Raw genomic sequence first — 23478 nt, forward strand, 5'->3', positions numbered from 1 at the left:
TCCAATCGTTGAGTGTTCACTTTTCAAGCGCCGCTACTGTCCAGTTTTCGAGCGCCGTCGACAGCCGGAGCATGTTTTCCGCAACACTGCGCTTCGCGGTGCGCCGCAGTCGCGCGGCGAACGCTGTTCCGCTCGCGCTGAGGGTCGGCAGATCACCAAATCTCATCACTGTCGATGAGCTGATCTCCTGTTGCTCATACCTCAGTAATCCACGTTCCTCCGCGTCAATCCACTCGTCCCAGACTCGAAGAACCGATTCAGGCGGGTACCACCGTCGACTCGGCACGAATCCCGCCGAAGCCCACAGATGTTCAGGGTCTGCGCGCCGATCTTCCAGGGCCTGCGCGAGAGAGATGGCTCGGCCAGTGATCAAGAGGGGAAGCTGCACGGTGGACAAACCGAGATCTCGCAGGACGCCAGAGGGACCGAGCGCGAGAAAGTAGGACCCATCCAGCACCATCGCGTCAGTGACGACCACGGACTCAGCCACGATCATGCCGACCCGAAGCCGTTGCGTCAGCTCCCGAAGCGCAACGGCCGGATCGCGATCGTCGAAGGAACGCGCCTGCGCGGGCGAATCGAACTCGGCGATCAACAGCCGTCCGCCGGATCGAAGCGACGAGGTGGACTCTGCCATCACAGCTCCTTCAGGACTGACGGTTCGAGCCGGCGGAAGACGACGAGCCCGAGCGCGAGGAAGGCGAGCGACATCACTGCCGCGACGAGCACAGCCGTGGCATCCCACTGATCGGGGAAGAGCCCGACCCGATAGAGGGCGAAGATGCCCGACAGCGGGTTGAAGACGGCGAGTTCCCGAAACGGGCTCGGCAGATCGGAGAGGCCGTAGATGATGGGCGATGCATAGAAGAGCGCGCGGAGAATGAGCCGGGTGGTGCGCTCGAGGTCGGCCCACAGTGCGCACAGGGGCGCCACGATGAGGCCGAGCCCGGTGAGGAGGACGGCCTGCAGCAGGATGCCGACGGGGAAGAGGAGGATCATCGGGTTCAGCTCGGCTCGGGGAACCGCGAACACCGCGAAGAGGATGAGCACGGGGATCGAGAAGGCGAACTCGATGCCTTTGCTCAGGACGATACGGCCGACCCAGATCGAGCGCGGAATGGCGGTGGAGCGGACGAGCTTCGCGTCGCGGTTGAAGGCCTTCGTGAGGTCTCCCACTGCGGAGTTGAACCACACCCAGGGCAGAAGACCTGCGATGAGGAACACGATGTACGGCTCCCCGCCGATGCCGTTCCGCTGGAAGACGAGCGTGAAGACGAACCAGTAGATGACGCTCATGACGAGCGGATCGAGCACCGACCAGAGGTACCCGAGCGCGCTCGTCGCGTATCGCACCTTGAGGTCGCGCGCCGACAGCAGCCACAGCGAGTGGACATAGCGCCGGGCGGAGCCGGGGGCGCCGACGACGGCGGAGGTCACGGGGACGAGTCTATGAGGCGGGCACTGTGAGATAGTGCTCGATCACATACTGCGCGATCGCGATCGAACTCGTCGCGGCTGGGGACGGCGCATTGCGCAGAATCGTCACGGGCCCTACCTGATCTACGGCGAAATCGTCGAGCAGGGCTCCGTCCTTGCCCCACGCCTGAGCACGAACGCCCGCCCCGCTCTTGACGTCGAGGTCTGACAGGCGAAGGTCAGGGACGAAGCGCTGCGCCTTGCGGAAGTAGAGAGGCTTGATCAGCGACCCGCTGATCTCGTCCACGCCCATGCGCCAGTGCTGCTTGGCGAGCGGCCAAGCACCCGGCCACGTGAGGGAATCCCACGTATCCTTCGGCGACATCCGTAGCCACCGGTACCCTTCGCGGGCGAGGGCGGGAACGGCGTTCGGTCCGACGTGGACGTTGTCGTAGACGCCGCGTGTGAAATGCACCCCCAGGAATGGGAAGCGCGGGTCCGGGACGGGGTAGATCATTCCCGAGACGAGATCGGTGCGATCGTGGCGCAGCTCCCAGTACTCGCCGCGGAACGGCAGGATCTTCGGCGACGGATCGGCTCCCACCATCTTCGCGACGACGTCCGACTGCAGGCCCGCCGCCGCGATCACGCGGTCGAAGAGGTACTCGCCCGCCGTCGTGATCACCCGCACGCGACCGTTCTCCATGCGCATCGCCGTGACCTCGGTGTGCAGCAGAACACGTCCGCCTGCGGCGCGGACGTCCTGTCCCATGGCATCCGTGATCGACGCGTAATCGACGACGGCGGTGTGCGGGGAGTGGACGGCGGCGACGCCGGCGACGTGCGGTTCGATCTCCCGAAGCTTCGCGACTTCGTCGATGCGGGCGAGGTTGGGCACGCCGTTCTCCCGCGAACGCCGCTCGATCTCCGCGAGCGCCCCGAGTTCGCTCTCGTCGACCGCGACGACGAGCTTGCCCACCTCGCGGTACGGCAGCCCCTTCTCCTCGCAGAACTCGCGGATCTGGACGCGACCCTTCGCGCACAGCGTCGCCTTGAGCGAGCCTGGAGCGTAATAGAGGCCGGCATGGACGACGCCCGAGTTGTGCCCGGTCTGATGCTCCGAGAGGCGCGCTTCCTTCTCCAGCACCGTCACCTCGGCGCCGGAGGCAGACAGCTCACGGGCGAGCGCGACACCGACGATCCCGCCGCCGATGATTCCGATCTGCTCGGACATATGCCTCCTCAGGCGAGAGTGTTGTTCCACATCGACAGCGCCGAACCGATGGCCATGTGCATGTCGAGGTACTGGTAGGTGCCGAGGCGTCCGCCGAAGTGCACCCCCTGCTCCCCCTTCGCGAGTTCGCGATAGGCGAGCAGACCCGACCGGTCATCGGGGGTGTTGACGGGGTAGTACGGCTCGTCGTCGCGCGTCGCGAAGCGCGAGAACTCGCGCATGATGACCGTGCGGTCCTTCGGGTACCGGTCTGCGCGCTCGGGGTGGAAATGCTTGAACTCATGGATGCGCGTGTACGGGACCGCGGCATCCGCATAGTTCATGACCGACGTGCCCTGGAAGTCACCGACGTCGAGCACTTCCTCCTCGAAGTCGAGGGTCCGCCAGCTGAGCTCGCCCTCGGCGAATTCGAAGTAGCGGTCCACCGGACCCGTGTAGACGACGGGAAGCTGGCCGACGGTCGCCTTCTTGTTCAGGGGCTGCGTCTCGTCGAAGTAGTCGACGTTCAGCTTGACGTCGATGTTCGGGTGGTCGGCCATGCGCTCGAGCCACGCCGTGTAGCCGTCGGTGGGCAAACCCTCCCACGCATCGTTGAAGTACCGGTTGTCGTACGTGTACCGCACGGGGAGGCGGCTGATGATCTCGGCCGGGAGCTCCGTCGGATCGGTCTGCCACTGCTTGGCGGTGTAGTCGCGGATGAACGCCTCGTACAGCGGGCGCCCGATGAGGCCGATGCCGCGCTCCTCGAGGTTCTGCGCCGACTTCGGATCGAACTCCCCCGCCAACTCGTGCACGAGTGCGCGCGCCTCATCCGGCGTGTACGCCGCCTGAAAGAACTGGTTGATCGTGCCCAGGTTGATCGGCAGCGGGAAGACGATGCCCTTGTGGTTCGTGTACACGCGGTGCACATAGTTCGTGAAGGTCGTGAACCGGTTCACGTACTCCCACACGGTCGCGTTCGAGGTGTGGAAGAGGTGCGCGCCGTAGCGGTGGACCTCGATGCCCGTCGTCGCCTCGTCCTCGCTGTACGCGTTGCCACCGATGTGATGACGACGATCGATGACGGTGACCTTCCGGCCAGCCGCGGCAGCGCGCTCCGCGACGGTGAGGCCGAAGAAACCGGAGCCGACGATGAGGAGATCCATGTATTGCGCTTTCTGTGTGAGGGCGCCTGAAGGCTCGAAGTCAACGCGGACCGGACTCACGATCTCTGCTCCCAGCGGATGCCCACGCGACGATCAACTAGACTAGCTGACTGTTGTCTCGAGGCCCCCGGAGGTTGATGTGGCTGAGGGTTGGATGACGGCGCTGCCAGCGTTCCTGATCGCCATCGCGTTGCTCATCGTCCCCGGTGCCATCATCGTCTTCGCGGGGTGGCGGGCACAGCGGACAGTTCTCTACCTCCTGGCGCCTGGCCTGAGTATCGCCCTCATGGCGGCGAGCGCGACGCTAGCGCCTTTCGTCGGCATTCGGTGGTCTGTCCTCCCGCTGAGCGCGGTGACGGTGGTTGCGGCGGCTGCGGCGTTCCTCGTCGGCCGAAGTGCGGCGCCGAGCGCACCGCCGACGCAACGCCGAACGGACCTGGCCGGACTGGCTGCGCTGGTTGCGGCGGGAGTCGTCCAGGTCTGGCAATTCGCGCGCGCATTCGGTGCACCAGACAACATCGCCCAGAGGTTCGACACCATCGTTCACCTGAACGCCATCAGGCTCGCCCTCGACACCGGTGACGCTTCTCCCTTTCAGATCGGGCGCACGTCCGACATCAGCTTCTACCCCAACGCGTGGCACGCCTTCACGTCGTTGATCGCCGAGTGTTCGGGAGTAGATGTTCCGACCGCCGTCAACGTGGCCAATCTCGCGATCGTGGCCCTCCTGTGGCCGGCATCGATGATGGCGCTGTCGGCGGTGCTCTTCCGCGCGCGCACAGCAGCCCTCGTGGCCACGGCGGCTTTGACGAGCGCGTTCGGTGCTTTCCCTGCTCTCTTCTTCAACTGGGGCGTGCTGTACCCGAACGCCGTGGGCTTTGCGATGATCCCCGCCGCCCTCGCCGGCGCGCTGTTCGTCTACCGGTGCAACCCCGGACGTGATCGCATCCGGAACTGGCTGCTCCTGGGCACACTGGCGCTCGGAACGGCCTTGGGACACCCGAACGCGCTCCTCGCCGCCACGATCTTCGCGTGGCTGCTGTGCACGGGATTCGCCGTGCAGGACGCACTGCGCGAGCGGTCGTCGAGCCGTCGGTGGCGGGCCGTCCTGATCTTCACGATCGGCCTGATCGTCTGCACGGCCTTTATTGCACTGGCCCGTACGGGTGACGCGCACTCCGGCTGGCAGCCGTGGGGAAGCGCGGCGCAGGCTTTCGGAGAAGGGGTACTCGTCTCGCCTCGCGGGTTCGCTCCGACGGTCATCGTGTCGGTGCTCCTTGCCGCCGCTGCCATCGGAGCAGCGCGGCGACCGCACCGCATCACATTCCTGTTGCCGCTGCTCGCCGCGGTCGGTCTCTTCGTGCTCGCAGCCGGCGTCGCACACGCAAGCCGCCTCCGATCGTTCCTGACCAACCCGTGGTATTCGGACCCGAGTCGGTTCGCGGCGCTTCTGGTCATTGCCGCGATCCCGGCGGCAGTCATGGGGGCGCTGATCCTCTTCGATCTGGCACGAGCGTTCGTCCAGCGACGCACGGCGCACCGATCGGCGCGGGTCCAGGGCGTCGCGCGGGCAAGCGCGTCCGCCGTTGCGATCGCCGTGGTGTTCAGCGCCAGCGTCGGGCCCAACGTATCGACGTCCTTGGGCCAGGTCCGCGAAGCGTACACGGCGACCGCGGACGCATTGCTCCTCAGCCCCGACGAGCGGGCTCTCATCGAGCGTCTCCCCGCCTACGTGGAGCCCTCCGACCTGGTCATCGGCAGTCCCCGCACAGGCGTGTCCCTCGCGTACGCGCTCGAAGGCATCCACGTGACGGAACGACACGTCTTCGGCTCCCCCAGTGACGACGAGCGGTACCTCGACCTGAACCTGCGCCGCATCGACACCGACCCCGCGGTATGCGCTGCGGTCGATCGCGTCGGCGTGGACTTCATCCTCGACTTCGGCGCTCGTGACGTCATCGATCCCTCGGGAGCTGCCGCCTACTCCGGCGTCATCGACCTGACGGCATCCACGCACCTCGAACTCGTCGACGCGCAGGGCCCCGACGCACGACTCTTCCGCATCGTGGGGTGCGGGGGATGACTCGTCGACACACCATCGCGATCGCCTACGACTGCCTCTTCCCGTATACGACGGGAGGCGGCGAGCGGCAGTACCGCAGCTTCGCGACGTGGCTGGCGCAGCGCGGGAACCGCGTCGACTACCTCACCTCCCGGCAGTGGGAGGGTGAACCGCAGCCCGCCGCGTTCCGTATCGTCCCGATCGTCGGAAAGCTGCAGCTCTACGATCGCGACGGTGTGCGCCGCACGAGCGCCGCGCTCCGCTACGCGGCCGCCCTGTTCTGGGCGCTTCTGGGTCGCCGCAGACAGTACGAGGCCGTGATCGTCAGCGGGCTGCCGATCCTCAATGTCTTTGCCGCACGCGCCGCGCTCATCGGTTCGGGAACGAAGATCGTCGTCGACTACCTCGAAGTGTGGGGACGACGCCAGTGGCGAGACTATGCCGGAGCGATCACCGGCAGCGTCGCGTGGGCACTGCAACGAGCAGGCATCGCGCTCACTCCGATCGCCACCGCTCACTCGCAGCTCAGCGCGCGTCGTCTTCGTGCCGAGGGCTTCCGCCGCCGGATTCTCGTGAGCCCGGGGCTGATCGACATCGATTCACCGTCCACGTCGAGCGGCACCGAGTTGTCGGCGGCGGCGACTCCCCCGTTCGTCCTGTACGCCGGGCGGCATATTCCGGACAAGCGCGTCGATGTGCTTCCCGCCGCGGTAGCGAAGGCTCGGGAGACGGTATCGGACCTTCGACTGATCATCCTGGGCGATGGGCCGAGCTCCCCCGACGTGGACGCTGCGATCACCGCATCGAGTGCGGCCGAGTGGACATCGCGGCCAGGTTTCGTCGCGCAAGACGTCCTCGACGAGCTGATGAGTTCGGCCGCGGTGCTCGTGAACCCGTCACGTCGTGAGGGGTATGGCCTCGTCGTCGTCGAAGCGGCCGCACACGGCACGCCCACGGTGCTCGTCGCCGACGAAGGAAATGCGTCGACAGAGCTGATCGACCAAGGCGCGAACGGAATCGTCGCCGATTCCACCGACCCTGCCGACCTCGGCGATGCCATCGTCCGTGCGGTGAGCGCGGGACCAAAGCTACGCGAGTCCACGCGCGCCTGGTACGACACCGCGATCCAAACCCGTACCGTCGAGAAGACGGTAGACGCAATCCTCGACGCCGTGCGGTCGTCGGGCTCACATCGCACCGACGCTCCACGGCCCGGTGCACGACGCAACGAAGGACCACAGTGAACCAGCCCCAGGACCTTGAGTTGACGATCCTGATGCCCTGCCTGAACGAGGCGGAGACACTCGAGGTCTGCATCCGCAAGGCGCAGGGCTTCCTGGACCGTACCGGCATCCGAGGCGAAGTACTCATTTCGGACAACGGCAGCACCGACGGTTCCCAGCGCATCGCCACCGACCTCGGCGCCCGCGTCTCCCACGCGCCGCGTCGCGGGTACGGTGCCGCGCTCATCAACGGGATCGAGACCGCCCGCGGGCGTTACGTCATCATGGCGGATGCCGACGACAGTTACGACTTCGAGCACCTCGAACCGTTCGTCGAGCGTCTGCGCGCAGGCGCCGATCTGGTGATGGGCAACCGCTTCGCCGGGGGGATCGCTCCGGGGGCTATGCCACCGCTGCACAAATACCTCGGCAACCCGGTGTTGTCCGCGATCGGTCAGTTGTTCTTCCGGCCCGGCGTCCGCGACTTCCACTGTGGTCTCCGAGGGTTCAACCGCGCGCGGATGCTGGAGCTGGACCTGCAGACGACCGGAATGGAGTTCGCCTCCGAGATGGTCGTCAAAGCATCGCTCGCCCGCTACCGCATCGAGGAGGTCCCGACCACTCTGAAGAAGGACGGCCGGTCACGTCCCCCGCACCTGCGGAGCTGGCACGATGGCTGGCGCCACCTGCGCTTCCTGCTCATCTTCGCTCCCCGGTGGCTGTTCGTGTACCCCGGGCTCATCGCCTTCTTCCTCGGCGCGATCGCCGTGGGTGTGCTGTCGTTCGGCGGCGTCGAGATAGCTGGTGTCGGCTTCGACGTCACGACGATGGTCTACGCGAGCGCACTATGCGTGACGGGATACCAGGCGCTGATGTTCTTCTGGTTGACGAAGCTCTACGCGACTCAGGAGGGGTTCCTCCCGACGAGCGCGCGGTATCGCTCGGTCGTCGCCAACTGGAGCGCCGAGCGCGGCCTGTTGATCGGTCTCGCGCTGTTCGTCATCGGCATCGCCATCGGGGTGGTCCAGGTGCTCCGTTGGGGAAGCCTGGACTTCGGACCCCAGGATGCCGCCGCGGTCGTGCGCATCGCCATCCCGAGTGCACTCGGCATCATGCTCGGCTTCCAGACGATGATGATGAGCTTCTTCTCGGGCGTGTTGACGACCCCGCGTCGCGTCGTGCGTGCCGACGCCGTCATCGAGAGCTGAGACCGTGCGGGTCCTCGTTGATCTGCTCGGCTACACCGGGGGCCGAGGTGGCACCGAGACGTACGTTCGCGAACTACTCTCGCGCCTTGCCGTCCAGCTGCCGGACGCGGCGTTCGTCGGCCTGACCGGCGCCGCAGGGGCCGATGCCGTTCGCGCATTCTTCCCCGGCGAGGTCGAAGTGGTCCGTTGGGTGGGCGAGGGCCGCGCAACGTGGGCTGTGGGCGAGATCACGCGGGTGAACAGCCTCGCCCGGCACGCGGGCGCAGACGTCGTGTGGTCGCCGGCCAACTTCGGACCGCTGACGGCCGGACGCGTGCCGCGTGTGGTCTCCGTGCACGACGTGATCTATCACGAACTGCCGGGCGCGGGATTCGAACGCGCGGGGCGGGCGGTCACGGCGTGGCTGATGGCTCGCACCGCGCGCAGCGCTCGCCGCGTCGTCACGGTATCTTCCGCCGCCGCCGAAGCGATCACCCGGCATCTCGGCATCCCGGCGCGCGACATCGCACTGGTCTACAACGGACGTTCCGCGATCTCTCGGTCTGACGACCCGTGGCGGGTGCTCGCCCCGCTGGGTATCACCCCAGGACGCCGGATCCTCTTCTCAACCGGCAACCGGATGCCGCACAAGAACTTCACCGGGCTGCTCGCCGCGCTCGCCGAGATCTCCCCCGACCGCCGACCCGTCTCCGTCATCGCTGGAGGCGGCCCGTCGGATCCGCTGAGCGCGAGCGTGGAGAGGTTCCGCCTCGACGGCGATGTCGTTCTGCCGGGCTGGGTCAGCGACGAACAGCTGGGGGCGCTGTACCAGGTCGCATCCGTGTACGCGTGTCCTTCGCTCAGCGAGGGCTTCGGCCTGCCCGTCGCCGATGCGCTCGGCGCCGGAGTTCCGGTCGTCGCCCACGACACGGCGGTCTTGCGCGAGGTCGGCGGCGAGTACGCCCGTTACGCCGACGCGACCGACCCGGAGGACTTCGCCGCGGCGCTGAGCGCGGTGCTCGAGCTGGACGAGGAGACCGGAGACGCATTGCGCGCTGGCGGCATGGCATGGGCGGAGCGGTTCACCTGGGACGGGGCTGCCGGAGAACTCGCCGCCATCCTCCGAGAGGCCGCCCGCGAAGGAACTCTCCGTGACTGAGCCGGCATCGCTGAGGTCCCGGCTCGTCGGGTTCACGCTGATCCCGGCGGTGGCGGCCGTCTCTCCGTTGCTCGTCCTGCCGGCCGTCTCGCGCGCGGCAGGGCCCGACGGGTGGGCGAGCGCGATCGCGGGCGAGTCGGTCGGCACATTCGCCGCGATCGCCGTCGCCTACGGCTGGACGACGGTCGGCCCCGCCCTGGTGGCGATCGCCCCGGACGACGTCCGCCGCGGCCGCCTGTACCGAGACGCCGTCGTGGTGCGCCTGCTGACGTCACTGGTCGCGCTACCGCTGCTGATCGTCGTCTGCGCCGTCGTGGCCGCTCCCGGGCATCAGCTTCTCGCCGCGTTGATGGGTCTTCAGGGTGCACTCATCGGTCTGTCGTTCACATGGTTCTCGGTCGGCGTCGGCGACCCGCGATCGATCCTCTTCTACGACGCGATACCCCGACTGTGCGTCGCTGCCCTCTCGATGTTCGCGATCCTCGGCGGCCTGCCGGTGGAGATCTATCCCCTGGCGGGGATCTGCGTCACCCTCGTCGGAACCACCGTCTTCACCGTCGGCTTGCTCAGACGCTACCCCTCGCCGTGGCCGCCGCGCCGAGAGATTCCGGGCCTCTTCCGCGTCGGAGCTCCGGTCGCGGTGAACGATGCCGCGCTCGGTGCCTACTCGGCCGTACCGACTCCGCTCGTGAACCTGTTGTCGACCGGGAGCGCCGCCGCGGGCTTCGCCTCGGCCGACAAGATGTCGAAACTCGGCCAGTTCCTGCCTCTCACCCTCGCGAACGCCTTGCAGTCGTGGTCGGCGGAGGTCGAGGGCACCGCGCGACGGCGGCGCCTGCGGATCGCCCTGCTCCTGCACGGTGGATTCGGCGCGCTGGGGATGATCGTGCTGGGATCGCTCGGAACACCGGTGAGTGCCCTGCTCTTCGGCGACCAGGCCGCCGCACCGATCGGCGTGTGCGTCGCGCTCGGACTCGCCTTCGCGATGTACTCGCTCCGCACCTCCATGACGCGTCATGTTCTGTTCCCGGCGGGAGACCAGGCGACGGTCATGCGGGCGACCGTCGCAGCGACCGTCGTCGGAATTCCCCTGATGATCGGCGGCGGAATCCTGTGGGGCCCGCTGGGCGTCGCCGTCGGCTACGGTGCGACGGAGAGCATTTCCACGATCCTTCTCACATCGCGCACGCGATGGCGCATGCGGACCCTGACGGCGGACGGGGCGCTGCCATGACCTCCCCTCCCCTCATGCTCGTGGTGACGACACTCGGGCGCGTCCTCCCCCTGCGGCGGCTTCTCGACTCCGCCGTGCCGCAGCTCGGCCCCGATGATCGGATCGTCGTGGTCGCACAAGGCAACGTCGCTGACGTTCAGGCTCTGGTGGAAGGCGCCGACGCCCTCGGGCGCGTCCGCGCTCTCACGTCGGCTCGCGGCGCGTCGCTGGGGCGCAACACCGGTATCGCCGCCCTCGCGGATGCGGGCGACGAGGCTCTCGTGATGTTCCCGAACGACACCACGTGGTTTCCGGCAGACAGCATCGCGACGATCCGTCGGCTCGTGGCCGATGCGCCCGGCGGCGCGGTGACCGTATCGACCGAGATCGGTCCGCGGTTCACGCTGCCGACACCGGGAACCGCCCTCGATACGTCGACGGTGTGGAACGTTATCGAGATGAGCCTCGTGATCCGCCTCGGTCTGCTGCGCGAGGTCGGCGGCTTCGATACCGGCATCGGTACGGGAGCGGCCAGCCCGTGGCAGGCCGGGGAGGTCACCGATCTCCTCATGCGCGCGCTGGCGGCAGAGCCGCTGCTCGCACGCGAGTTCGTGTGGACATACGCGCACGACGTACATGTCGGCGGTATCGCAGAGACCGCAGGACTCGACCCGCGTGAGCGGCGCTGGAAACTGCGTGCCTATGGGCGGGGGGTCGGCAGAGTGCTCGCACGGCATCCATTCCCGCTCTGGCACCGCTGGGGCTTCGTCGCCGCGGGCGCGCTCGTCGGCCTGCGGCGCGGCAATGAATACCGCCCGTGGGACGGCATCGCTGCCGTCGTCGGACGCCTGGAGGGCGTTGTCGGGCGGACATTCCGCTCCCGCGAGGCAACAGCGGTGAAGCGCTGATCGACCGCGGTCATCGCGCACGCGTGGCAGGGATCGTTTCCGTGGCAGGATGAGTGACCGTGAAAGGAATCGTCCTCGCCGGGGGCTCCGGTACACGGCTACGCCCCGCGACAATTGGCGTCTCCAAGCAACTCATTCCCGTCTATGACAAGCCAATGATCTACTACCCGCTGTCGACGCTCATGCTCGCGGGCTTACGGGACATCCTCGTCGTGACGACACCGCACGACGCACTGTCGTTCCGGCGGCTCCTCGGCGACGGGTCACAGTTCGGGATCAATCTGTCGTATCAGGTGCAGCCGTCGCCGGATGGGTTGGCGCAGGCGTTCACGTTGGGTGCGGGTCACATCGGCTCGGACAAGGTGGCGCTCGTGTTGGGTGACAACCTTCTGTATGGGCCGGGGTTGGGGTCGCAGTTGCAACGGTTTGCGGATGTGGATGGTGGGGCGGTGTTCGCTTACTGGGTTGCGGAGCCGGAGGCGTATGGGGTGGTCGAGTTCGACGGGGCGGGTCGGGCGGTGTCGTTGGAGGAGAAGCCGGCGGTTCCGAAGTCGAACTATGCGGTTCCCGGTTTGTATTTCTATGACAACGATGTGGTCGAGATCGCGCGGAGCTTGAAGCCGTCGCCGCGGGGTGAGTATGAGATCACGGATGTGAACCGGGCGTACTTGGAGGCGGGCAAGTTGCAGGTGGAGGTGTTGCCGCGGGGGACGGCGTGGCTGGATACGGGGACGTTTGATCAGATGCTCGATGCGGGTGAGTATGTGCGGACGATGGAGCGTCGTACGGGGATGAAGATCGGTGTGCCGGAGGAGGTGGCGTGGCGGCAGGGGTTCTTGTCGGATGCGGAGCTTGAGGCGTGTGCGGCGGGGTTGGTGAAGTCGGGGTATGGGACGTACCTGTTGGAACAGTTGAAGAGGGACCGTTGATGACACGCAACCTGTTGGTGACCGGTGGGGCGGGTTTCATCGGGTCGAACTTCGTTCACCATGTGATCGCGCATACGGATGATCACGTCACGGTGCTGGACAAGCTCACCTATGCGGGGAACCTGGCCTCCCTGGAGGGGTTGTCGGCGGATCGGTTCCGGTTCGTTGAGGGTGACATCGCCGATGCGGGGCTGGTGGACGGCCTGTTCGCGGGGGTGGATGCGGTGGTGCATTATGCGGCGGAGTCGCATAACGACAACAGTTTGAATGATCCGCGTCCGTTCTTGGATACCAACATCATCGGCACGTACACGTTGCTGGAAGCGGCGCGTAAGCACGGGACGCGGTTGCATCACATCTCGACCGATGAGGTGTACGGGGATCTGGAGCTGGATGATCCGGAACGGTTCACGGAGAACACCCCCTACAACCCGTCCTCTCCGTATTCGTCGACGAAGGCGGGTTCGGATCTTCTCGTGCGCGCGTGGGTGCGTTCCTTCGGCGTGCAGGCGACCATCAGCAACTGTTCGAACAATTACGGTCCGTATCAGCATGTGGAGAAGTTCATCCCGCGTCAGATCACGAACGTGATCCGTGGGATCCGTCCGAAGCTGTACGGGGCGGGTGAGAACGTGCGCGACTGGATCCACGCCGATGATCACTCCAGTGCGGTGCTCACGATCCTGGAGAAGGGTGTCATCGGGGAGACGTACCTGATCGGTGCGGATGGGGAGAAGGACAACAAGACCGTGGTTGAGCTGATCCTCACCTTGATGGGTCAGCCCGCGGATGCGTACGACCATGTGACCGACCGTGCCGGCCACGACCTGCGCTACGCGATCGACTCGACAAAGCTGCGCACCGAGCTGGGCTGGGCGCCGCAGTACCGGGATTTCGAAGCCGGTCTTGCCGCGACGATCGACTGGTACCAGCAGAACGAGGCGTGGTGGGCGCCGGCGAAGGACGGCGTCGAAGCGTTCTACGCGTCGAAGGGGCAGTGACGCGGTGACCGAGTACGGGAAGCAGCTGACGGTCACCGAAACGCCGATTCCGGGGCTGGTGGTGTTCGATCTGCCGGTGCATGGGGATGCGCGGGGCTGGTTCAAAGAGAACTGGCAGCGGGAGAAGATGACCGCACTCGGCCTGCCCGACTTCGGGCCGGTGCAGAACAACATCTCCTTCAACGATGCTGTCGGCACCACCCGCGGCATCCACGCCGAACCGTGGGACAAGTGGGTGTCGGTGGCGACGGGACGGATCTTCGGCGCCTGGGTGGACCTGCGCGAAGGCCCCACCTTCGGTGCGGTTTACACGACCGAGCTCGACCCGTCGAAAGCGATCTTCGTTCCCCGCGGCGTCGGCAACTCCTACCAAACCCTCGAGCCCGACACCGCCTACACGTACCTCGTGAACGATCACTGGTCACCGACCGCGGAATACTCCTTCCTCAACCTCGCCGACGAAACCGCCGCGATCGACTGGCCCATCCCGCTGGATCAGGTCGAGATCTCCGCGAAAGACCTCGCCCACCCCCGGCTGGCCGACGTCACCCCCATCCCGCCGAAGAAGACCCTCATCGTCGGATCGAACGGGCAACTCGGGAAAGCCCTCCGCGCCGCATACGGCGACCAGCCCTGGGTGGAATACACCACCCGAGACACCCTCGACCTCACCGCCCCCGGGCTCGAGACCGCGCGCCGCTGGCGCGACTACGACACCATCATCAACGCCGCCGCCTACACCGCCGTCGACACCGCGGAAAGCCCCGAAGGACGCACCGCCGCGTGGACCGGGAACGTCACCGGCGTCGCCGCCCTCGCCCGCATCGCCACCGGATACGGAATCACCTTCGTCCACGTCTCCAGCGACTACGTGTTCGACGGCACGAAAACCGGCCCCTACACCGAGACCGACCGGGTCTCTCCGCTGGGCGTGTACGGACAGACCAAAGCCGCCGGGGACGCTGTCGTCAGCACCGTCCCCCGCCACTACATCATCCGCACCAGCTGGGTCATCGGCGACGGCAACAACTTCGTCCGCACCATGGCCGCACTCGCCGAACGCGGCATCAACCCGTCCGTCGTCAACGACCAGACCGGCAGGTTGACCTTCACCGCCACGATCGCCGACGCCATCCAGCACCTGGTCGACTCCCGGGCGCCGTACGGCCTCTACAACGTCACCAACGGTGGCGAACCCACCACCTGGTACGACATCGCCCGCGACGTCTACCGACTCACCGGACACGACCCCGACCGCGTCACCCCCGTCACCACCGAGCAGTACTACGCCGACGCCAAGACCCCGATCGCACCGCGCCCCCAGAACAGCGTCCTCAACCTGGATCGTCTCCGAGAGCTCGGTTACCGGCCCGCCCCAGCGCTTCCCACACTGACCGCGTGGTTAGCGGGCCCCACACCCCAGGCAGGTTCAACACAGTTCATGAGGACGACCAACACGCATGGATAACTCATCCGCCGAGCCCAAACCGGGCAAGAACTCAACACCCGCCAACCACAAGCGCGTCCTTATCGCCGGGGCCGGGACTGCCGGTCGTTCCTTGGCGGAGGATGTCGTCGAGGCCGGTGACGTCGTGGTGGGTTACTTGGACGACACCTTAACGGGCGACGACATCCTCGGCACCCTCGCCGACGTGGCCTTCGTATGTGAGGCGCGGGCGGTTCAGATGGTTTACCTCGCCATCCCCTCAGCCGACGCCGCGGTGGTGAGAGAATTTGTCACCCGTGTCCCCCGCCCCGCCGTGGAAATAGCCATCGTCCCCCGCACCTACCGGGTGGTCTCTCGTGAGCGTGTGTCCGTGGACGACCTCACCGACATCGATGTCCTGGATCTGGTCGGTCGCGCGCCCATCAAGCACGACATGATGCACGCCCGAGACATCATCGCAGATCGCAGGATCCTGGTGACCGGCGCGGCAGGTTCTATCGGTTCACGCCTGGTCGCCCAGTTGCAGGCGCTCGGGCCGGAGGTCGTGGTGTGTGCGGATCGATCTGAGAGCGCCATGTTCCGGCTCGGTCACGAGTTCCATGAAGCGAGTGAGGTTCGGCTCGAGATCGCCGACGTCCAGTCAACTCCGCGCATGTCTCAACTGATGGAGAGGTACCGGCCCGAGTACGTCTTCCACGTGGCGGCATACAAGCACGTGCCACTGATGCAGCACAGCCCGGTCGAGGCTTTCAACAACAACGTGTGGGGAACCCTCAACGTATTCGAGCAAGCCGCGGCCGCCGGAGCGGAGCGTGTCATATACGTCTCCACCGACAAGGCCGTCAACCCGACCAACGTCATGGGAGCGACGAAGCGAATCGGGGAACTACTGATGCGCGACCTGGGGAGCCAGACGGAAACCATCTTTTCGGCTGTACGATTCGGGAATGTCCTCGAGAGCGAGGGCAGCGTCATGCAGATCTTCCGTCGCCAGTTGGCGCGGCAGGTGAATCTCACCGTGACGCACCCGGAGATCACGCGCTATTTCATGACGATCGACGAAGCCGCTCAGCTCGTCATCCAGTCAGCCATCGCCGGGCGTGGCAGCGACCTCTTCGTGCTCGATATGGGTGAGCCGATTCGCGTGGTCGATCTGGCTCAGGGCCTTATCGACGCGGTGAATCCGCGGCTCAAGGTGGATATCATCGGCCTTCGCCCCGGCGAGAAGATGTATGAGGAGCTGTCCTATCGCGCGAGTATGGTCGACCGCACCTCTCACCCGAAGATCATGGTCGTCACGGAGGACGACGAGCATGAGGAGGGCGACACGATCGCATGGGCTCGAGAGACCCTGAGGCGCACGCTGAGCTACTCGATTTCGGACGGGGAGCTGAAGGACGCACTGCGGTCTTTCGGCTTCGCCAGACTCCAGTGACGCGAACAGACGTCCTGCTGCTGGGGGGCACCAGTCCCATCGGGCGACGCGTGGCGCACGTTCTGGACTCGCACCGGACGGCATTTGTCAGCACCTCCCGAAGTGGAACTGGCCGACGCCTCGACCTACTCGACACCGTTGGAACCCGGGAAACACTGCTGGATGTCCGCCCCCGCTGCATCATCTCGCTCGCCAATCCCGTCAATACGGCCGGGGCCGCGGACCTTCCAGCCATCGATGCGTGGGAGGCGTTTGTGCGCAACGCCGCCGCCGCAGGCTGCGAGCGAATTGTCTTTGCGTCGAGCAGTGCAGTCTATGGTGATGCCGGAACCAGACCTTTCGCCGAATGGGCGCCACGACACGGTACGACGGACTACGCGCGGCTGAAGATCCGTATGGAGGACGTCCTGACCGAAGCCAGCGCTCAGGGATCGCTGAGTGGTATCTCGCTTCGACTCTTCAACGTCTACGGCGTGGGGCTCGATAAGTCCTTGATCAACAGGCTGGCGTACGGCGACACGAGCGTGCGGCTTAGGCTCGGCGCGCCGTTCGTCCGCGACTACATCCACGTAGATGATGTCGCCAACGCCATACACGCAAGCATCTCCGCGGCCGATCTGCAAAGCGGCGGGGTCGTGAACGTCGGCACCGGCATCGGCACCTCGAACGCAGATCTCCACAGGGGGGCGAGGCCAGGCTCCTACGAGACCTATCTGTCGGATGAACCGTCTTTCAGCGTCGCCGATACCGGGCGCATGCGCGAAGTGCTCCAGATCTTCCCGCGCCCCCTCGCTGAGAACCCGTGAGGCCGAAGGCTTCGGGCCCCGCGGTTAGGCACGCATCCGTGCAACGGCCTCGCCACTCGGTCCGTCAAAGGCCACGCGCCCCTTCTGCAGGAGAATCCCGCGGTCGCAAAGGTTGGCGACCATGTCCAGGTCATGACTGACCACGACTAGGGTTCGCCCCTGCGAATGCAGGTCACGGATACGCGCGAGGCACTTGCGCTGAAACGGTTCATCCCCGACCGAAAGGATTTCGTCGATCAGCAGCACGTCGACCTCGGTGTGGATGGCCACCGAAAAGGCCAGCCGGAGGAACATCCCGGAGGAATAGTGCTTGACTTCCGTGTCGATGAACTCCTCGATCTCGCTGAAAGCGACGATCTCCTCAAACCGAGCGTCAGTTTCCTTCTTAGACATCCCAAGAATCGCCGCATTCAGATAGATGTTCTCGCGTCCAGAGAGGTCCGGGTGGAAGCCAGCTCCGACCTCGATGAGTCCGGCGACGCGCCCGCGAGTGAGGACACGTCCGCTGTCCGGGGTCATCACCCCGGACACAAGCTTGAGTATGGTCGACTTCCCAGACCCATTGAATCCGAGCAGGGCGACAGATTCTCCCTGGTTAACCGAGAAGCTCACGTCGTCGAGAGCGTGAAAGTCCGTGGTGAGCGGCTTCCGCTTGATGGCAGCGAGGAAAGTCTCTTTGAAGGAGTGCGTGTGACGCAGTTTGAACGTCTTATGCACTCTATCGACAACGATCGCCGCGTTCGATAGGTCAGAGCTCCTGAGCAAAGCGGCCCTCCAGCCGTCGAAACACGAGCTGTCCAACGGCCAGCACGACAATGGATACGACGAGCGCGACCAGCGAGAACGCCCACAAGCCCGGCAGGGGTTGCGCCTCGGACGTGATCGGCGCCCAGAAGCCGTAGTGGAAGAGCTCGACCGCGATCGTCAACGGGTTCAATCGATACAGCAGGAAGCCGAGGTCACCCAATCGGTCAGCGACCATCTGCCATTGATACATCACCGGCGACGCCCACATCGCACACATCACGATGATCTCTACAAAGCTCTGAGCATCGCGGAAGGCGACGTTGACGGCACCGAAAAGCAGCCCCATCCCTGTGGCGAGCACCGCGACGATCACCAGCCCCAGCACGATCGCTCCCAGCGCGCCGAGCGAGAATGACCAGCCAAACACCATCGCGAGCACGAGGATCACGATGACTTGCGGAATCGTGTTCACCACTGCGACGAGAGTGCTCGCGACGGGGAAGAGCTCGCGCGGCAGGTAGATCTTCTTGATCAGCGCACCGTTGTCGACGATGCTGCGGGTGCCGTTCGAAAACGCCTCATTGAAGAAGGTCACCGCAGTCATTCCCGTCAGCAGGTAAACGGGGTAGAACTCGATCGCGCTGTTGAGCTGCAGGAAAACACCCAGAGCGACGAAGAACACAACGAACTGAACAAGCGGTTTAACATACGACCAGAACCACCCGAGGACGGACCCTCGATAGCGAATCTGGACCTCCTTCCGGACGAGTAGGCCCAGAAGGTGCCGGCGTTTCAGAACGCCGACCAGCCCAACGCCGACTCCCGGCGCTCGGAGCGGCGCCGTCGGCAGGTTCGATGTCGTCATGATTCCCTTCCGGCACCTACGCACCCATCGAGCTATTCTAGATTGCGCTTGAGACCGGAGACTCACTCGAGCGCGGGATGGAGTGAATGTGCCCGACTTCAACGCCGGTCGCGTCAATATCGTGATGCGCACAAAGGATCGGCCGGGTCTGCTTACGCGCGCGATCGACGATGTGCTCGCTCAGTCCTACGATGACTGGACACTGACGCTAGTGAACGACGGCGGGGACTCCGCCCGCGTCGACTCGGTGGTCTCTTCGCGCGCCGACATACTTGGCGATCGCGTCGAGGTCATCCATAACGCGCACAGCCGGGGCATGGAGGCGGCCTCGAATCAAGCCGTTCGACGCGGGCAGGCGGAGTTCGTGGCCATCCACGATGACGACGACACCTGGGCCCCCTCGTTCCTGGCGGCGACGGTCGCGCATCTGCAGTCTCACCCGCAGTCGGCGGTAGCGGTTCGTACCGAGATTGTCTGGGAGCGCATTTCTAACGATCATGTCGAGGAGATCTCACGCGAGGTATTCCTCCCCCAACTATCGAGCGTCACCCTCTTCGACCTGCTCCGCTTCAACACCTGCGTCCCGATCTCGTTGCTCATACGACGCTCCGCCCTCGATGCCGTGGGCTTGTTCGACGAGTCACTTCCTGTCACCGGAGATTGGGAGTGCAACCTGCGGTTAGCGGCGCATGGGGGCATCGGATTCATCGACGGCGTGCCCCTCGCGTACTGGCACCAGCGGCCCGCTTCCACGGGCCCCCTCGGTAACTCAGTGGTCGATTCCGCCGGCCTCCACCGAATCATGGATCGGCAGGTCCGTGATCGTGCCCTTCGGGGCTACGTAGGAGAGGCCGGCCTCGGCCTCCCCCTGTACCTCACTCGATTCCTGGACGATCGGTTCGACGAGGTGCGTGACAGCCTCCAGTCGCTCTCTTCCCGCACAAATGAGCTGGAGCGCCAGCTCACACACACGATCGACTTCCGAGTGCGCGCTCTCCTGCTGCGCCTCACGGGGCGTTGGCGACCCGGCCGATGACATCTCTCACCGCAATCGTCACCGTGCGCCGCCACGGCAGGGAGGCCGTTCCTACCCTCCGCTCCATCCTGCGGGCGGCCACCGAGCTCACCACGGATGACCTTGGTATACAACTCGTAACAACACCCGACGCTGGCGAATACCTGACGCGCTGGCTCGCCACCCAGTCGATATCATTACCAATCTCGATCACGCACTCATCGACGAATTCACTCAGCGAGATGATTCGCGACGGGATCTTCAGCTCTTCAGGCGACTACCTCGCCCTCTTCGATGCTGGCGACCTCGTGTCCGCAAACTGGTTCCGACTCGGCCTCATAGCGGCGGCGCGCAGCGGCGGATCCGCCCGCCCGGCGATGGTTCTGACGTTCGGAAGGCGCAGCGGGACCTGGCCCCAGCTGTCCTGGGACGGTACGGATGATGACCGGCCCGCGGCCTTGGTCGCGCACATGCGCGTGTGGTCACCGACCCTTATTGGAGCACGCTCCGTCCTCGAGCCAGCCTTTAGGCAGGAAGGAAGCGCGCTTCCGAGCGGGATCCGTCTCGTCCTTGCGCGCGTGCGGCAAATCCCCGTCTCGGGCACAGTCGGGTTCCACCGCGTCTGGACAGACAGCGCCCCTTGGGAATCGACGCGTCCTGTGCTCACTCCGCTCAGCGCGCTGCCCGGCGCGAGTCAACGAGAACGCCACGCGGTATCCCCAACCACCAGGCCCGGCCTCCCCACGCAGCTGGCGCGCCGAGCATGGATCAGGCTGCGCAGACTCCCACTCGTTCGCCGCACCGTTCCAGTCCGGGAGAGATTTGCTCCGGATGTCCGTCGGATGTGGGTCGAGCAGAACCGGATAGAACCGCTCCTCCCCTTCCCCCGCCCAGCCGTCGACACATGGTACGAGCGATGGGGAGAACCCTACCCGCCGGACCTTTGCCTCAGCATCGACGCGTATTGGCAGATCGCCACGCGACTGCCATCCCACATTGACTACCTCTTCTTCGCCCCCTGGTTCAACACGGGCGGTGGCGATTCGGTTCTGCTGGAGTATCTTCGGGCCGTCCAGCGCGCCGATCCGATGGCGACCGTCGCACTCATCACGACGGAGAACGCGGAGTCGCGTCGGATTCGCGAGCTTCCACCCGAGGTGCACGTTGTCGAGCTCAGGGAGTTCCTCGGACAGGGCGTGCCCCGAAGCGCGTTCGTCGATTGGATCATTCCACAGGTGATCGCGCAGAAGCGGGTCCGGACGGTCCACGCTTTCAATTCGACCATCGCATACGACGTGGTGGAGCGATGGGGCCGCGAGCTCGACGCGATATGCAACATCTTCTTGTCGACGTTCTCGTTTGATCGCACGGAGGACGGAGAGCGCACGTCGGTCCTCTTCTTGCGACGACCTGACTTTCTGGCTCCCGTCCGAGCCGTTCTGGTCGACAGCCAGCACTTCGCGCACGCGGCGGTGGCAGAACTCGGATACCCCGCGGAAAAGTTTGCGGTACAACGCAGCGTCGTTGACCTGCCGGTTGATTCGGCTCGCCTCGGCGCCGATTCGCGCACTGACGCGCTTCGAGTATTGTGGGCCGGCCGGTTCGATCTGGCGAAGCGGCTGGATATCTTCGCGGATATCGTGGCCGAGAGTCGAGCTCGAAAGCTTCCCTTCGAGTTTCACTTCTACGGAGAGCCCGTCATGGCCGATGCCGCCATCGATAAGGTGCTCGCGGAGTTGGAGGCGTACGGCGCGCACCGGCACCCGCCGTACGAGCGATTCGCGGAGCTTCCTCTCTCCCGATTCGGTGCCTACATCCTCACGAGCGAGTGGGAGGGCGTTCCCCTGTCGTTGCTTGAGGCGATGGGGTGCGGCATCCCATCCGTCGCCGCTGACGTGGGCGGCGTCAACGAAGTCCTGGACAACACGACCGGCTATCCGGTCGCAGATTTCAGAGACGTCGGCAGCTACGTGGACCGCCTGGAGGAGATCTGGGCTGAACCGGAACTAGCTCGCGCGCGGTCAGCGGCCGCCATGAAGCGAGTGCGCGATCGCCATACTCCACGAGCATTCGATGCGAGCCTGGCGGAGATTGCGGGTTATCTCCGTGATCCCGCGACGATGTCCTCGCCCACGACTGCAACGAATGAACTCCACGAATGACATGAGCGCGCACGCTCGTACCCGCACTCGATGATCCTTCTCCGCAACAGTAGATCCGCCATGAGGCTCCTGATCGCGTCGGCGAACTCCTCCGCGGCATACGCATGGGGCACGAGCAGACCGGTCTCGCCGTTTCTTATCAGGTCCGGAACCCCCCCTACAGCGGCCGAGATAACGGGCAAGCCCCGCAGAAGCGCCTCGACGAGAACCAACGGCAGCCCCTCAGACTTCGAGGTGAGGAGCAGCGCATGATAGTCGTAGGTGTCGAGAGCGGCCAGTCCCCCGGTGTACGGCCCACGGTACCGTACTCCTGCGTGTTCGAGTCGGTCGATGAGGCCGTCACCCTCGTCCGACATCACCCGCTGGCCCCATACGTCGATGACAGCCGGAATCTGTCGACGCCGAAGCTCGTCCGCGATGAGGATGAGCGCTTCCGGTTGCTTCTCCTCATCGAGCCGATGCGGCCACAGCAGTCGGAACGGGTTCAGAGCGGAGAAGTACTCGTTGTTGTAGGCCCGGGTGCCCCGGGGCAAAGCCGTCTCCTGCTTCGTCACCGGTTGGCGATGGACGAGGACTCGGTCCTTAGGCAACGCCAGGATGTCCTCCACGAGGCGGGCGGTTGCCGTATTGTCCGTGATCACGCCTGCGGTTGAATCGAGCCACTGACGCTGGCTGTCATCCGTGATGGGATTCACCGGAAGCCCGAACCCGATTCGGTCAAAGGCAAAAAGGGTCGTGAACACGCGTCGTCCGGTGGAGATCTGGCGGTTGTACTCCGTCAGAGACTCGGTGAGATGGAAGCAGTTCACGGATATCACGACGGAAGGGTCCGCCCACACGATGAACTGCGCTAGGAGACGCCGACGTACCTCCGGCGGCAGTTCCAGCCATCGATCCCACAGGTGCACATACTTCACGTTGCCGGGGATCCGTTCGTGCACGGTCCGCTCCTGAAGGAAAGTGCCCACAATCGTCGTGCGACCTTCGAAACCAGGCGACTCGGCTAGCGCGAGCGCATAGTTCAGGGCAACGGTATCCGCACCGCCAACGCCCACCCAGGGCGCAAGCACGAGAGCCGCGGGATTGCTACCCATTTCGGCGAGCGCCGCCTCTAAGACCTCTACATATCCGTCATCCCGCGCGTGCCATGCCTGCAGCTTCGAGTATGAATGCGCGGTCCAGGAGATCGCGGGATCGATTTCGGCAGCCAGACGCAAGATCCGCTCGATTTCCGGGTCCAGGTTTTCATCTTCGCCTGTTGTCCCCGCGCCACGCCGCCCACGCATGAGCCGGTACGCCCACCGCACGGAGCGGTAAATCATGTGCTTCAGTTCGAAGCTCAGCCACCATGTCGCCACCCGGACGACCGGTAGTGCACGTTCGTACACACGGTGCGCGAGGGACGGCCGTTCCCGCTCACCCTTCGAATCCCCCGGGGGCAAGGCGGGCATCGCCGCCCTTAGGCCGTGTTGCTAAATCCATTGCAAGGCTGCGGAGAGGCAGAGCCCGGCTGCGTATGAACAG

Annotated in this window: 20 protein-coding genes; 13 read left to right on the forward strand and 7 right to left on the reverse strand. The window is 65.3% G+C overall.

The window, feature by feature from the left end:
- Positions 1–16 precede the first annotated feature (16 nt).
- From AS96_RS09730 to glf, 4 genes are read right to left on the reverse strand one after another with little or no spacing between them, the layout of a single operon-like run.
- The gene (locus AS96_RS09730; protein WP_036289036.1) at positions 17–637 is read right to left on the reverse strand and encodes a hypothetical protein; all 621 of its coding nucleotides are present in this window, start codon (positions 635–637) and stop codon (positions 17–19) included.
- The gene (locus AS96_RS09735) at positions 637–1437 is read right to left on the reverse strand and encodes an ABC transporter permease (RefSeq protein WP_036289038.1); all 801 of its coding nucleotides are present in this window, start codon (positions 1435–1437) and stop codon (positions 637–639) included. The genes AS96_RS09730 and AS96_RS09735 overlap by 1 nt, the downstream gene beginning before the upstream one ends.
- Before the next feature lie 10 nt (positions 1438–1447).
- The gene (gene lhgO / locus AS96_RS09740; RefSeq protein ID WP_231477217.1) at positions 1448–2680 is read right to left on the reverse strand and encodes an L-2-hydroxyglutarate oxidase; all 1233 of its coding nucleotides are present in this window, start codon (positions 2678–2680) and stop codon (positions 1448–1450) included.
- On the reverse strand, positions 2659–3795 hold the full coding sequence (gene glf, locus AS96_RS09745; protein WP_036289045.1) for a UDP-galactopyranose mutase: 1137 nt from the start codon (positions 3793–3795) through the stop codon (positions 2659–2661). Before glf ends, lhgO begins: the two co-directional genes overlap by 22 nt.
- A 154-nt stretch (positions 3796–3949) precedes the next feature.
- On the opposite strand from glf, the gene AS96_RS09750 reads away from it, so the two are divergent.
- Genes AS96_RS09750 through AS96_RS15005 form a run of 11 tightly spaced genes read left to right on the forward strand, consistent with a single transcriptional unit; the run spans position 3950 to position 17165 of the window.
- On the forward strand, positions 3950–5878 hold the full coding sequence (locus AS96_RS09750; protein WP_036289046.1) for a DUF6541 family protein: 1929 nt from the start codon (positions 3950–3952) through the stop codon (positions 5876–5878).
- A complete protein-coding gene (locus AS96_RS09755) occupies positions 5875–7101 on the forward strand; it encodes a glycosyltransferase family 4 protein (RefSeq protein ID WP_051498829.1) in 1227 nt (408 codons plus the stop codon). Before AS96_RS09750 ends, AS96_RS09755 begins: the two co-directional genes overlap by 4 nt.
- Before the next feature lie 32 nt (positions 7102–7133).
- Positions 7134–8288, forward strand: a complete 1155-nt coding sequence (locus AS96_RS09760; RefSeq protein WP_051498834.1) for a glycosyltransferase family 2 protein — start codon at positions 7134–7136, stop codon at positions 8286–8288.
- Between the two features lie 4 nt (positions 8289–8292).
- Complete coding sequence (locus tag AS96_RS09765; RefSeq protein ID WP_036289049.1) at positions 8293–9426, forward strand: glycosyltransferase family 4 protein; 1134 nt, start codon at positions 8293–8295, stop codon at positions 9424–9426.
- Positions 9419–10660, forward strand: a complete 1242-nt coding sequence (locus AS96_RS09770) for a lipopolysaccharide biosynthesis protein (RefSeq protein ID WP_036289050.1) — start codon at positions 9419–9421, stop codon at positions 10658–10660. Before AS96_RS09765 ends, AS96_RS09770 begins: the two co-directional genes overlap by 8 nt.
- A complete protein-coding gene (locus AS96_RS09775; RefSeq protein ID WP_155947553.1) occupies positions 10657–11547 on the forward strand; it encodes a glycosyltransferase family 2 protein in 891 nt (296 codons plus the stop codon). The genes AS96_RS09770 and AS96_RS09775 overlap by 4 nt, the downstream gene beginning before the upstream one ends.
- A gap of 59 nt (positions 11548–11606) precedes the next feature.
- Positions 11607–12476, forward strand: a complete 870-nt coding sequence (gene rfbA, locus AS96_RS09780) for a glucose-1-phosphate thymidylyltransferase RfbA (protein WP_036289086.1) — start codon at positions 11607–11609, stop codon at positions 12474–12476.
- Positions 12476–13477 carry a dTDP-glucose 4,6-dehydratase gene (rfbB, locus tag AS96_RS09785; RefSeq protein ID WP_036289054.1) on the forward strand — a complete coding sequence of 334 codons (1002 nt, stop codon included), beginning with the start codon at positions 12476–12478 and terminating at the stop codon, positions 13475–13477. The genes rfbA and rfbB overlap by 1 nt, the downstream gene beginning before the upstream one ends.
- 4 nt (positions 13478–13481) lie before the next feature.
- Complete coding sequence (locus tag AS96_RS09790) at positions 13482–14945, forward strand: sugar nucleotide-binding protein (RefSeq protein WP_051498830.1); 1464 nt, start codon at positions 13482–13484, stop codon at positions 14943–14945.
- Positions 14938–16359 (forward strand): polysaccharide biosynthesis protein, encoded by a 1422-nt coding sequence (locus tag AS96_RS09795; RefSeq protein ID WP_081768028.1) that lies wholly within the window; start codon positions 14938–14940, stop codon positions 16357–16359. The genes AS96_RS09790 and AS96_RS09795 overlap by 8 nt, the downstream gene beginning before the upstream one ends.
- Positions 16260–17165 carry an NAD-dependent epimerase/dehydratase family protein gene (locus AS96_RS15005; RefSeq protein ID WP_081768030.1) on the forward strand — a complete coding sequence of 302 codons (906 nt, stop codon included), beginning with the start codon at positions 16260–16262 and terminating at the stop codon, positions 17163–17165. The genes AS96_RS09795 and AS96_RS15005 overlap by 100 nt, the downstream gene beginning before the upstream one ends.
- A 24-nt stretch (positions 17166–17189) precedes the next feature.
- Here AS96_RS15005 and AS96_RS09805 read toward each other — a convergent pair whose 3' ends face one another.
- Together AS96_RS09805 and AS96_RS09810 are read right to left on the reverse strand one after the other, a co-directional pair.
- The gene (locus AS96_RS09805; RefSeq protein ID WP_442921704.1) at positions 17190–17882 is read right to left on the reverse strand and encodes an ABC transporter ATP-binding protein; all 693 of its coding nucleotides are present in this window, start codon (positions 17880–17882) and stop codon (positions 17190–17192) included.
- Between the two features lie 31 nt (positions 17883–17913).
- Entirely contained in the window at positions 17914–18777 is an 864-nt protein-coding gene (locus AS96_RS09810; RefSeq protein WP_051498832.1) for an ABC transporter permease, read from the reverse strand.
- Positions 18778–18901: 124 nt separating this feature from the next.
- Between AS96_RS09810 and AS96_RS09815 the strand changes: the two genes are divergently transcribed.
- Both AS96_RS09815 and AS96_RS09820 read left to right on the forward strand, forming a co-directional pair.
- Positions 18902–19813, forward strand: a complete 912-nt coding sequence (locus tag AS96_RS09815) for a glycosyltransferase family 2 protein (RefSeq protein WP_155947554.1) — start codon at positions 18902–18904, stop codon at positions 19811–19813.
- Entirely contained in the window at positions 19810–21954 is a 2145-nt protein-coding gene (locus tag AS96_RS09820; protein WP_036289064.1) for a glycosyltransferase family 4 protein, read from the forward strand. Before AS96_RS09815 ends, AS96_RS09820 begins: the two co-directional genes overlap by 4 nt.
- Here the strand turns inward: AS96_RS09820 and AS96_RS09825 are convergent.
- Entirely contained in the window at positions 21891–23312 is a 1422-nt protein-coding gene (locus AS96_RS09825) for a glycosyltransferase family 4 protein (RefSeq protein ID WP_036289081.1), read from the reverse strand. The two genes, AS96_RS09820 and AS96_RS09825, sit on opposite strands and share 64 nt — an antisense overlap.
- Positions 23313–23478 lie beyond the last annotated feature (166 nt).

This window comes from Microbacterium sp. MRS-1, from assembly GCF_000585455.1.
In the GTDB taxonomy this organism is placed as follows: domain Bacteria; phylum Actinomycetota; class Actinomycetes; order Actinomycetales; family Microbacteriaceae; genus Microbacterium; species Microbacterium laevaniformans.

Bases quoted from the DNA above. Each gene is read 5' to 3' on its own strand.
- AS96_RS09730 (WP_036289036.1), bottom strand. From the start codon at position 637: ATGGCAGAGTCCACCTCGTCGCTTCGATCCGGCGGACGGCTGTTGATC.
- glf (WP_036289045.1), bottom strand. From the start codon at position 3,795: ATGGATCTCCTCATCGTCGGCTCCGGTTTCTTCGGCCTCACCGTCGCG.
- AS96_RS09750 (WP_036289046.1), top strand. From the start codon at position 3,950: ATGACGGCGCTGCCAGCGTTCCTGATCGCCATCGCGTTGCTCATCGTC.
- AS96_RS09755 (WP_051498829.1), top strand. From the start codon at position 5,875: ATGACTCGTCGACACACCATCGCGATCGCCTACGACTGCCTCTTCCCG.
- AS96_RS09760 (WP_051498834.1), top strand. From the start codon at position 7,134: ATGCCCTGCCTGAACGAGGCGGAGACACTCGAGGTCTGCATCCGCAAG.
- AS96_RS09775 (WP_155947553.1), top strand. From the start codon at position 10,657: ATGACCTCCCCTCCCCTCATGCTCGTGGTGACGACACTCGGGCGCGTC.
- rfbB (WP_036289054.1), top strand. From the start codon at position 12,476: ATGACACGCAACCTGTTGGTGACCGGTGGGGCGGGTTTCATCGGGTCG.
- AS96_RS09795 (WP_081768028.1), top strand. From the start codon at position 14,938: ATGGATAACTCATCCGCCGAGCCCAAACCGGGCAAGAACTCAACACCC.
- AS96_RS15005 (WP_081768030.1), top strand. From the start codon at position 16,260: ATGGGCTCGAGAGACCCTGAGGCGCACGCTGAGCTACTCGATTTCGGA.
- AS96_RS09810 (WP_051498832.1), bottom strand. From the start codon at position 18,777: ATGACGACATCGAACCTGCCGACGGCGCCGCTCCGAGCGCCGGGAGTC.
- AS96_RS09815 (WP_155947554.1), top strand. From the start codon at position 18,902: ATGCGCACAAAGGATCGGCCGGGTCTGCTTACGCGCGCGATCGACGAT.
- AS96_RS09820 (WP_036289064.1), top strand. From the start codon at position 19,810: ATGACATCTCTCACCGCAATCGTCACCGTGCGCCGCCACGGCAGGGAG.